The sequence below is a fragment of the Acrocarpospora macrocephala genome, from assembly GCF_009687865.1.
GTDB classification, from domain to species: domain Bacteria; phylum Actinomycetota; class Actinomycetes; order Streptosporangiales; family Streptosporangiaceae; genus Acrocarpospora; species Acrocarpospora macrocephala.
Genome location: NZ_BLAE01000092.1, coordinates 30,121 through 39,580 on the forward strand (window position 1 = coordinate 30,121; position 9,460 = coordinate 39,580).

A 9,460-nucleotide genomic window follows, 5' to 3' on the forward strand; every position below is an offset into this window, starting at 1 on the left:
GTCGGCGTAGCCGGATACACGATCTTCCGCAGGCAGGGCACCACCGGCACGTTCACCAACGTCGGCACGACTACCGGCACCAGCTTCGCCGCCACCGGCCTGACCGCCTCGACGCAGTACGAGTTCTACGTGGTGGCTCGTGACGCGGCCAACAACAACTCCCCACAGTCGAACACCGTCTCGGTCACCACCACCGGCGGCGGCACCGGGACCGGCACCTGCACGGTCCACTTCGACGCGTGGAACAACGGCTACGTCGCGCAGATCACCGTCAACGGTCCGCGCTCCGGCTGGTCGTTCACCTTCGCGCTGCCGTCCGGCCACGCCATGACCGGCGGCTGGAACGCCCAGTTCACCACCAGCGGCTCGAACATCACCGCTAGCAACCAGTCCCACAACGGGAACCTGTCCGCCGGTCAGTCCACCGGCATCGGGTTCCAGGCCACCCGGCCGAACGGCAACACCCAACTGCCGACCATCCCCGGCTGCACGGTCGTCTGACCCTCCAGCCCCCTGGGCCCGCGCCTTCGACCTCCAGGCGCGGGCCCAGGCCTTCAAATCCCTCAGGCCTTCAAATCCCTCAGGCCTTCAAATCCCTCAGGCCTTCAAATCCCTCAGGCCTTCGAATCCCTCAGGCCGGATCCCGGCGCGCGGTCAGCCACCAGGCGGCCAAGCCCATCACCCCCGCGATGGCGACCAGGATCCCCGCCTCCACCGACTGCAGGATCCAGATGTCCGCCGCAGTCCAGTGGGACACCGCCTCTGACCGGTTGCGCATCCCCTCGGCGATGAACTGGCTGGCGGCCACGCCGAAGAACGCCGCCGCCATCGCCACCGTGGTCCTGCGGGTGATCGCGCTCCACAGCAGCCCGGTCGCGACCGCGAACACCGCCCACGCGTACGGCACGGAACCGGTCAGCGGGTACATGACGCTGTCCACCTCGAGGGTGAACTCCGGCGTGACGAACCCGACCAGCGTGCTGATGTATGCCGTGGTGGCCAGCGCCAGGCTCAACGCCACGACCACCTGCCAGAGGAACCACTGCGACCGGGAGACGCTCTGGGTCCAGGCGAACTGGTGGGTGCCGCGCTCGTACTCGCGGGAGACGATGGGCGCGCCCAGGAAGACGCCGAACACGAGCGGGATGTAGGCGAAGACCATCGCCGACATGCCGGACAGCACGGGGGCATAGAGCTCCATCCCGCAGAGGCCGCCCCACAGGACGAAGATCAGCCCCATCCCGATCATCCGGCCGCGGTGCTGCCGGAACGCGAGCCAGCTCATGCGACGTCACCCCTTTCCGCGAGCACGGGCGGCGGGTAGTGCGTGACGTCGGGGGAGCGCATGTAGCCGAGCACCACGTCCTGCAGGGACAGCTCGCGCGCGGTCCAGCGCGGGTCGTGGACCGGGTCGCTCAGCCGGGCGAGCAGGCTCGTCTGGCGTTCGGTCCGGTGCTCGCCGATCACCTCGTACGACCCGCCGGGAACGGTTCCGGCCGGTCCGACCAGCAGGCGATGCCCCTGGAGGATCTCCTCGATGTCCCCGGCCACCTGCACCCGGCCCCGGGACAGCAGCACCAGATGATCGCACACCTCCTCGAGTTCGGCGATCACGTGCGAGGAGAGCAGGACGGTCATGCCGGTGTCGGCGACCGCCATCATCAGGCCTTCCATGACCTCGTGCCGGGCCAGCGGATCCAGGCTGGCGAGCGGCTCGTCCAGCACGATCAGGTCGGCCCGCTTGGCCACCGCGAGGGTGATCGCCACCTGGGCGCGCTGGCCGCCGGACAGAGTGTGCACGCGGGCCCGGCCCGGGACGTTCAGGTCGTTCAGCCGGCGGGTGGCGCCCTTGGCGTCGAAGCGCGGGTTGAGCCGCTCGCCGACACGGATCATCTCGCCGACGGTGAACTCGTCGTAGAGGGGTTTGTCCTGGGCCACGTACGCCACCCGCTCCAGCGTCTCGCCGTACGGCTCCTCGCCGAAGACGCGCAGCCGGCCGGTGGTGGGGCGGCTCAGGCCGACGGCTACCCGCATCAGGGTGCTCTTGCCGGCGCCGTTGGGGCCGACCAGGGCGACGACCCGGCCCTGCGGCACGCTCAGGAAGACCTCGCGTAACGCCCAGGTGTCGCGGTAGCGCTTGCCGAGCCCCGCGGCCTCCAGGGCGATCACGCGATCTCCCTGCGGTGGCCGGAGAGCGCGAATTCGAGCAGCGAGCGCATGTCGTCGTCGCCGAGCCCCGCCTCGCGGGCGGTGGCCACCCATTCGCCCAGGGAGGCTTCCAGCTCCGGGTCGTGCGGCGCGACCAGCGAGCGCCGGACGAACGTCCCCAGACCGGGCAGGGCCTCCACCAGGCCGCGCGCTTCTAGCTCCCTATAGGCACGAAGCACGGTGTTCGGGTTGATGGCCAGTCGCCCGACGACCTGCTTGGCGGTCGGGAGTTGATCTCCGGGCATGAGCAGCCCGAGCCGCAGCGCGTGCTCGACCTGCTGGATCAGCTGGGCGTACGTGGCCGTGCCCGACTTCCGGTCGAGCGTGAAATCGATCAAGGTTCACCTCATTCCATTAATGAATTAGTTAATTGACGATTGATCTCCTGTCAACCCCGCCCGATGTGACGTTATGTCCTGAGTTATACGCTTAGTGTCACTATGGGGGGAAGTGGTGGGATTTGCGGCGTCGCCGGTTTCTCGCGTGGGGGGCGGGAACGCTCGCTGTGGCCCTGGGCTGCGCGCCTGGGCCGGATCGGAGGTTCGCCCGGCCCGTTCTCCTGTTCGTCCCGGCGCCGGCGGGGGACCTGTTTCCCCGGGCCTTCGCGACCATGGCCGAGGCGCGCGGCCGGCTCCCCAAGATCATGATCGCGCCGTGCGACGGCGGCATCGTGACGATCGCCGAGTTCGCCCGGGCCCGGCGCTCCGACCGGCTGATGGTGGCCGGGCCCGCGCTGGTCGCGGCCGCGGCGGGCAACGACGCCGGCGCGCTCATCGCCAGCACCACGCCGCTGGCCAGGATGGCGGGGGAGTGGCTGCTGTTCGTCGCCGCGCCGCGCTCCCGGTTCCGCGACTTCGACGGTCTGGCCAGGCTGTTGCTCCGGGACCCCGCCTCCGTCGAGATGGCAGGCCGCGGCCCCGGCAGCCCCGATCACGTCCTGTACGGCCTGACCGCCCGCGGCCTCGGCGCGGACGCCCGACTGCTCAGATACGCCCCTTTCGCCGACACCCCCCAGGTGGTCGAGGCACTCTTGGACGGCAGGTTCGCGGTCGGCATCGGCGGCTACCGCGACCTGGAACCCCGCCTCAGGACGGGCGTGCTCAGGGCGCTCGCGGTGTCCGCCCCCGAACGCATTCCCGGCGTGGACGCGCCGACCTTGATGGAATCCGGCGCGCGTCTCACGTACGCGAACTGGCGGGGGCTGCTCGCGCCCGGCGCGCTCGCCGACGAGGACAGGACCCGGCTGCTGGACGCCTGCCACGACCTCGGCGACTCGGCGGCCTGGCGGCACCTCCTGCTGCGGAACCGGTGGGCGCCCATGTATCTGGCCGACGCCGATTTCCGGACGTGGCTGGCCACCGAAGCGTACCGCGCCAGGGACGTGCTGGCCGATCTTGGGGTGCTTTAGAACACAACCTGTTGGGGTTGCGGATCTGCACGGCACTAGATGTAGGATTCTCGACGTTGCTGGTTCACTCCTCAGAGGGGTGTGAAAAGGGAACCCGGTGTGATTCCGGGACTGCCCCGCAGCGGTGAGCGGGAACGACCGCCGTCACAGGCACTGGGCGCGCACGCGCCTGGGAAGCCACGGCCAGTAGGACGCCCGCGAGTCCGAAGACCTGCCAGTGGCCGACGCGCGGGCCGATGCCCGCGCCGGGTTGTGCCGGGCCTCGTGGGAGGGCCCGCCGACGAGTGACGCGATCCTTCGCGCTGCTCCGACGCGTGCCGTAACCCCCGGACCCGGAGGCGCCGGACTCGCGAGGGAGAGCAGATGACCGATCGATGGGCGATGATCGAGGCCGCGGCGGCCGGGGTGATCACCGATCCGGAGCACTCGAAACGGGCCGCCCGGCTGCTCGGTGAGCTGATCGCCGACGAGGCCGCCGCCGAAGGGGTGCGCACGTTCGCGGAGTCGATCGCCGCGACCCACCGGGCCGGGCTGATCCAGGACCGGCTGGCCGATTTCGTCGCCGCGCACGCGGACAAGCTGAACGAGCTGATCGGCGATGACGACCGGTTCGAGTATTTCGGCCTGCGTACCGTCTATGACCGTTACCTGCTCCGCCATCCCGAGACCCGCCGCGTGCTGGAACGCCCGCAGCACTTCTTCCTCCGGGTGGCCTGCGGCTTGGCCGGGACGGTCGCGGAAGCCGACGAGCTCTACCGCCTGATGGCCGACTTCGCCTACCTGCCCAGCTCGCCCACCCTGTTCAACTCCGGCGCGCGCCGCCCTCAGCTGTCCTCCTGTTTCCTGCTCGACTCGCCCCGGGACGAGCTGGAGGGCATCTACGAGCGATACGCCCAGATCGCCAGGCTGTCCAAGTACGCGGGCGGCATCGGCGTCTCGTGGAGCCGCGTCCGCTCCCGGGGCAGCCTGATCCGGGGCACCAACGGCCTGTCCAACGGCATCGTGCCCTGGCTGCGCACCCTCGACGCCTCCGTGGCCGCCGTCAACCAGGGCGGCAGGCGCAAGGGCGCGGCCTGCGTCTACCTGGAGACCTGGCACGCCGACATCGAGGAGTTCCTGGAACTGCGCGACAACACCGGTGAGGACGCGCGCCGGACGCACAATCTCAACCTGGCCAACTGGGTGCCGGACGAGTTCATGCGCCGGGTCGAAGCCGACGAACCCTGGTCCCTCTTCGACCCCAAAGAGGTCCCCCACCTCGTCGACCTGTACGGCTCCGCCTTCGACACCGCCTACCGCGCCGCTGAAGCCGACGGCCGCTTCGTCAAGCAGCTCCCGGCCCGCACCCTGTACGGCCGGATGATGCGCACCCTCGCTCAGACCGGCAACGGCTGGATGACCTTCAAGGACGCCGCCAACCGCGCCTCCAACCAGACGGCGCTCCCGGAGAACGTGATCCACCTGTCCAACCTGTGCACCGAGATCCTGGAGGTCACCACCGACCGCGAGACCGCCGTCTGCAACCTCGGCTCCATCAATCTGGCCGCGCATCTCACTCCGGACGGCGTCGATCTGGTACGGCTGCGCGCGACCGTCCGCAGTGCCGTACGCGTCCTGGACCGCACGATCGACCTGGGCTTCTATCCGACGCCCGAAGCCGAGGTCGCCAACCTTCGCTGGCGGCCGATCGGGCTCGGCGTGATGGGTCTGGCCGACGTGTTCTTCGCGCTGCGGCTGCCGTTCGACTCGCCGGAGGCCCTGGCGCTCTCCACCCGGATCGCCGAGGAGATCGCGCTCGCCGCGTACGCGACCTCCGCCGACCTGGCCGAGGAACGCGGCCCGCACCCCGCCTACGCCGACACCCGCGCCGCGCGCGGCGTCCTGCACCCGGATCATTTCGACGTTCCCGGCAACCCCGAATGGGATCGCCTGCGGGCCAGGATCGCGCGAACCGGGCTGCGCAACTCGCTGCTCGTCGCCATCGCCCCGACCGCCACCATCGCGTCCATCGCCGGCTGCTACGAATGCGTCGAGCCCCAGGTCTCCAACGTCTTCAAACGCGAAACCCTCTCCGGCGAGTTTCTCCAGGTCAACCGCTACCTCGTACGCGATCTCCAGGCGCGCGGGCTGTGGACCCAGCGGATCAGGGACGCGATCAAACGCGCCGACGGCTCGGTTCAGGACATTCCCGAAATTCCCGGCGACCTCAGGCTGCTCTACCGGACGGCGTGGGAGCTCCCGCAGAAGGCGCTCATCGACCTGGCGGCGGGGCGGCAGCCGTACATCGACCAGGCGCAGTCGCTCAACCTGTTCATGGCCACGCCGACGATCGGCAAGCTCTCCTCCATGTACGCCTACGCCTGGAAGAGCGGCCTGAAAACGACGTACTACCTGCGCTCCCGCCCGGCCACCCGCATCGCGCAGACCACCGTGGCCGCCGAAGCGGTCGCCTGTTCGCTGGAGAACCCCGAGACCTGCGAGGCGTGCCAGTAATGCTGCTCGACCCTGGAATGGACCTGACCCTGCGCCCGATGCGCTACCCCGAGTTCTACGAGCGCTACCGGGCCGCGATCCGCAACACCTGGACGGTGGAGGAGGTCGACCTGCACACCGACCTCGCCGACCTGGCCAGACTCGGCCCCGGCGAGCGGCATCTGATCAACCGCCTGGTCGCGTTCTTCGCCACCGGCGACTCGATCGTCGCCAACAACCTGGTGCTCAACCTCTACCAGCACGTCAACGCCCCCGAAGCCCGCCTCTACCTGAGCCGCCAGCTGTTCGAGGAAGCCGTCCACGTGCAGTTCTACCTGACCCTGCTGGACACCTACCTGCCCGACCCCGCCGAACGCGCCAAAGCCTTCGCCGCCGTCGAGCACATCCCCTCCATCCGCGCCAAAGCCGAGTTCTGCTTCCGCTGGATCGACTCCATCGAAGGCCTGTCCCGCCTGGAGACCCGCGCCGACCGCCGCGCCTTCCTGCTCAACCTGGTCTGCTTCGCGGCTTGCATCGAGGGCCTGTTCTTCTACGGCGCCTTCGCCTACGTCTACTGGCTCCGCTCCCGCGGCCTGCTCAACGGCCTGGCCGCCGGCACCAACTGGGTCTTCCGCGACGAATCCATGCACATGGAATTCGCCTTCAGCGTCATCGACACCGTACGCGCCGAGGAACCCGCCCTCTTCGACACCACCTTCGCCACCCAGGTCACCCAGATGATCGAAGAAGCCGTAGCCGCCGAACTCTCCTTCGCCCACGACCTCTGCGGCGACGGCCTCTCCGGCCTCACCGCCCCCCAAATGGGCGACTACCTCCAATACGTCGCCGACCAACGCCTAACCCGCCTCGGCCTCCCCACCCGCTACAACACCCCCAACCCATTCCCCTTCATGGAACTCCAGGACGTCCAGGAACTAGCCAACTTCTTCGAACGCCGCGTCTCCGCCTACCAAACCGCGATACCCGGCAACGTCACTTTCGACGAGCCTTTCTAGACCGGGCGGATGGTGCCGCCGATCTGGTCGAACAGGGCGTTCTTGCCGGTCAGGTCGGTGCTGAGGGTGACCACGCAGGTGCGGCCCTTGTCGGAGGGGACGTAGTACTGGGTGCCGTTGATGAGGGCCTTCCCCAGGGGCAGCGTGTAGCGGATTCGTACGGCGGTGCCGTTGCCCAGGGGGACGGCGGCGGCTTCGGAGACCTTGGCGTTGACCGTGGTGAGCTGCTGTTTGGCTATCTCGATCAGTGCGTCGGCGGAGGCGCCCACGCTGGGCTGGCAGAAGCCGTTGAGGTTGGTGACGAAGCCGTCGGGGGACTCCTGCTGCGAGGCGGGGTCCATCGCGTACAGGGCCTTGCTCTTCTGGAGGGATCGGAGGCTGGTCTTGGCCTGTTCCAGGGTGGCGCCGCTCAGGCCGCTGGCCTCCAGCTCCTTCTCGAAGTCGGTCTTGGACAGGTCCACCGAACGCCAGCTCGAAGGGATCGCCATCACCAGGCCGTTGGAGAGTCCGCCGACCCGGGTGAAACCATCGGGAATCGCCAGCGCCGACGGCCGGCTCACCGGTGGCGCGTCACTGCCACATCCCGCGAGGAGGAGCGCGGCGGCGACCAGGGCGGCGGAGACGAGAACGCGCGACACTCCGCGAGCGTAGCCCACCACGCGGTCGGCGGGCACGGGCAACCATTCTCGTGATCTGATCTGGTAAACAACGAGGCTCGCGAGTCACTAGATTTCCAGCTCACCTTCCTTTGACGCTCTAAACAGGCATAAACCGGATTCTGGGTGGTACTCACCAGATGAGGTGTGAGATGGTCCAGAATCCTGTTTCGCGCGGTCCCGTTACCCGGCTCATCCGATGGCTGGGGCTCGACCGTAACCCGCTGCGCCGGCGCAGCGACCGGGTGGAGGCGGCGATCCGGCTGATGTCCGTGATCGGCGTGCTGGCCTCGGTCGTGTTCGGCGTGCTCCTCGGCGTACGGACCTATCGGTACGGCCTCGGCCTGGAAGTGGAACAGCAGCGGACCCGGCACCGGGTCGACGCCACCCTCCTGGAGACAGCGGGCCCGAAGGTCTCGCTCTCCGCCCCCGCCGCGGGCCCCGCCATGGCCACCTGGAAATCCCTGAACGGCGTCCCGCACCAAGGCCTGATCGACGCGCCCGCCATGTGGCAGAAGGGCCAGACCGTCCACGTCTGGATCGACAACCGCGGCGAGATCGTCCCCCGCCCCCGAGACCGCGAGACCACCTTGATCTCCGGCATGACCGTCGGCATCGGCATCCCCCTCTTCGCCCTGGCTCTGGTCAGCCTCCTCCTCCTGACCACCCGAATGCTGACCGCCCGCCGCGCCCGCCAGGCCTGGGCCGCCGAGTGGACCATCATCGAACCAACCTGGCGCATCAACGGCTAATCGACGACCCGTTGGCCAGCGTGAACGGCGAGTAGCAGGCGTACCAACGACCCGCCGGCTAAGCGTCGGCGGGGTGGAGATCGCACATCCCGGCCGGGCCTTGTCGCCCGCTTCAAGCAGCACCACGTCACCGGGCGCCAGCCCGTTGGAGAGCACTCGCTCGGCGGTCCCGTCACGGATCAGGGTGGCGAAGGTCCGGGTCAGTGCGGCCAGCGCCGTCAGCGCGTTCGGCCCGCGGTCAGATCAGGAAGGGACGCTCGCGGACCGCGCGGGTGTTGCGCCACCAGCGGCCCAGGCCGAGGGTGTCCCCGGCTCTGACCAGAGCCAGCCCCACCAGCAGTACGGCATAGATGAGATGGTCGTCCATGAAGGGGTTGCTGGCCGGCGGGAGGACCGCGGTCCACATCAGCACCATCAGCAGCGCACCCGCACCCGCCGCGATCCGCATCCCGATCCCGAGCATGAGGGCGGTGCCGATACCGGCGAGACCGAGCATGAACAGCCAGTCCGCCAGGACCGCCCCGGCCATGTTCTGGTAGAGGCTGGCGAACGGGCCCTTGGTCCCGGACTTCAGGAATCCCTCGGTCGGGTGGCCGCCGTTGATCCATGCCTTCGCGCCGGTCGTGGCGTGACCGAGCCCGAAAGCCTTGTCCAGGAATGCCCACAAGAAGATCCAGCCCAGCGCCAGGCGGGCGATCGCCCACACATACGCTGCTGCCGACCTCTCCCGCGTGGATGACTGCGCGGTGGTACCCGCGTCGTTCGATTTCGGTAGATGGAATCTCGTGCGGCGTGCTGCGGTGGCCATGGTGTCCCACTTCGAAAACGGATAATCGCGTTTTATATTTCACGCGGCATTTCAGACTCTATGCCCCCATCCGCTTAAAGGCCATATAATTCGAATGTCGTCTCGATATTGTTTAGCGATGTCTGTCTTTATCAATTATT

Annotated in this window: 10 protein-coding genes and 1 riboswitch; of the genes, 5 read left to right on the plus strand and 5 right to left on the minus strand. The window is 68.5% G+C overall.

Going from position 1 to position 9,460, the window contains the following annotated elements; all coding sequences use genetic code 11:
* The coding region (locus Amac_RS54210) for a cellulose binding domain-containing protein (protein WP_174900320.1) at nucleotides 1-501 on the plus strand (501 nt) is incomplete at its 5' end.
* A gap of 130 nt (nucleotides 502-631) precedes the next feature.
* Here Amac_RS54210 and Amac_RS48405 read toward each other — a convergent pair.
* From Amac_RS48405 to Amac_RS48415, 3 genes are read right to left on the minus strand one after another with little or no spacing between them, the layout of a single operon-like run.
* Complete coding sequence (locus Amac_RS48405) at nucleotides 632-1,285, minus strand: ABC-2 membrane transporter-related protein (protein WP_155361197.1); 654 nt, start codon at nucleotides 1,283-1,285, stop codon at nucleotides 632-634.
* The gene (locus Amac_RS48410; RefSeq protein WP_246269182.1) at nucleotides 1,282-2,169 is read right to left on the minus strand and encodes an ABC transporter ATP-binding protein; all 888 of its coding nucleotides are present in this window, start codon (nucleotides 2,167-2,169) and stop codon (nucleotides 1,282-1,284) included. Before Amac_RS48410 ends, Amac_RS48405 begins: the two co-directional genes overlap by 4 nt.
* Complete coding sequence (locus tag Amac_RS48415) at nucleotides 2,166-2,546, minus strand: GntR family transcriptional regulator (protein ID WP_155347934.1); 381 nt, start codon at nucleotides 2,544-2,546, stop codon at nucleotides 2,166-2,168. The genes Amac_RS48410 and Amac_RS48415 overlap by 4 nt, the downstream gene beginning before the upstream one ends.
* Before the next feature lie 167 nt (nucleotides 2,547-2,713).
* On the opposite strand from Amac_RS48415, the gene Amac_RS48420 reads away from it, so the two are divergent.
* The 3 genes from Amac_RS48420 to Amac_RS48430 all read left to right on the plus strand — a co-directional run bounded on the left by Amac_RS48420 (nucleotide 2,714) and on the right by Amac_RS48430 (nucleotide 7,104).
* Entirely contained in the window at nucleotides 2,714-3,616 is a 903-nt protein-coding gene (locus Amac_RS48420; protein WP_155361199.1) for a Bug family tripartite tricarboxylate transporter substrate binding protein, read from the plus strand.
* A gap of 44 nt (nucleotides 3,617-3,660) precedes the next feature.
* Nucleotides 3,661-3,849, plus strand: a riboswitch (cobalamin riboswitch).
* A 130-nt stretch (nucleotides 3,850-3,979) separates the two neighbouring features.
* Nucleotides 3,980-6,109, plus strand: coding sequence for a ribonucleoside-diphosphate reductase subunit alpha (locus tag Amac_RS48425; protein WP_155361200.1), 2,130 nt, complete (start codon nucleotides 3,980-3,982; stop codon nucleotides 6,107-6,109).
* The gene (locus Amac_RS48430; protein WP_155361201.1) at nucleotides 6,109-7,104 is read left to right on the plus strand and encodes a ribonucleotide-diphosphate reductase subunit beta; all 996 of its coding nucleotides are present in this window, start codon (nucleotides 6,109-6,111) and stop codon (nucleotides 7,102-7,104) included. The genes Amac_RS48425 and Amac_RS48430 overlap by 1 nt, the downstream gene beginning before the upstream one ends.
* Here the strand turns inward: Amac_RS48430 and Amac_RS48435 are convergent.
* The gene (locus tag Amac_RS48435; protein WP_155361202.1) at nucleotides 7,101-7,742 is read right to left on the minus strand and encodes a hypothetical protein; all 642 of its coding nucleotides are present in this window, start codon (nucleotides 7,740-7,742) and stop codon (nucleotides 7,101-7,103) included. The genes Amac_RS48430 and Amac_RS48435 overlap by 4 nt on opposite strands.
* A gap of 170 nt (nucleotides 7,743-7,912) precedes the next feature.
* Here Amac_RS48435 and Amac_RS54215 point away from each other — a divergent pair, with 170 nt between their 5' ends.
* Nucleotides 7,913-8,512: an Rv1733c family protein gene (locus tag Amac_RS54215; protein ID WP_170323036.1), complete on the plus strand. Its 600-nt coding sequence runs from the start codon at nucleotides 7,913-7,915 to the stop codon at nucleotides 8,510-8,512.
* 238 nt (nucleotides 8,513-8,750) lie between these two features.
* Here the strand turns inward: Amac_RS54215 and Amac_RS48445 are convergent, their stop codons facing one another.
* Complete coding sequence (locus tag Amac_RS48445; protein WP_155361203.1) at nucleotides 8,751-9,320, minus strand: DoxX family protein; 570 nt, start codon at nucleotides 9,318-9,320, stop codon at nucleotides 8,751-8,753.
* Nucleotides 9,321-9,460: the final 140 nt, after the last annotated feature.

What these genes read in the sequence shown, in the direction of transcription:
- Amac_RS48405 (WP_155361197.1), bottom strand. Translation starts at nt 1,285, where the DNA reads ATGAGCTGGCTCGCGTTCCGGCAGCACCGCGGCCGGATGATCGGGATG.
- Amac_RS48430 (WP_155361201.1), top strand. Translation starts at nt 6,109, where the DNA reads ATGCTGCTCGACCCTGGAATGGACCTGACCCTGCGCCCGATGCGCTAC.
- Amac_RS54215 (WP_170323036.1), top strand. Translation starts at nt 7,913, where the DNA reads ATGGTCCAGAATCCTGTTTCGCGCGGTCCCGTTACCCGGCTCATCCGA.
- Amac_RS48425 (WP_155361200.1), top strand. Translation starts at nt 3,980, where the DNA reads ATGACCGATCGATGGGCGATGATCGAGGCCGCGGCGGCCGGGGTGATC.
- Amac_RS48445 (WP_155361203.1), bottom strand. Translation starts at nt 9,320, where the DNA reads ATGGCCACCGCAGCACGCCGCACGAGATTCCATCTACCGAAATCGAAC.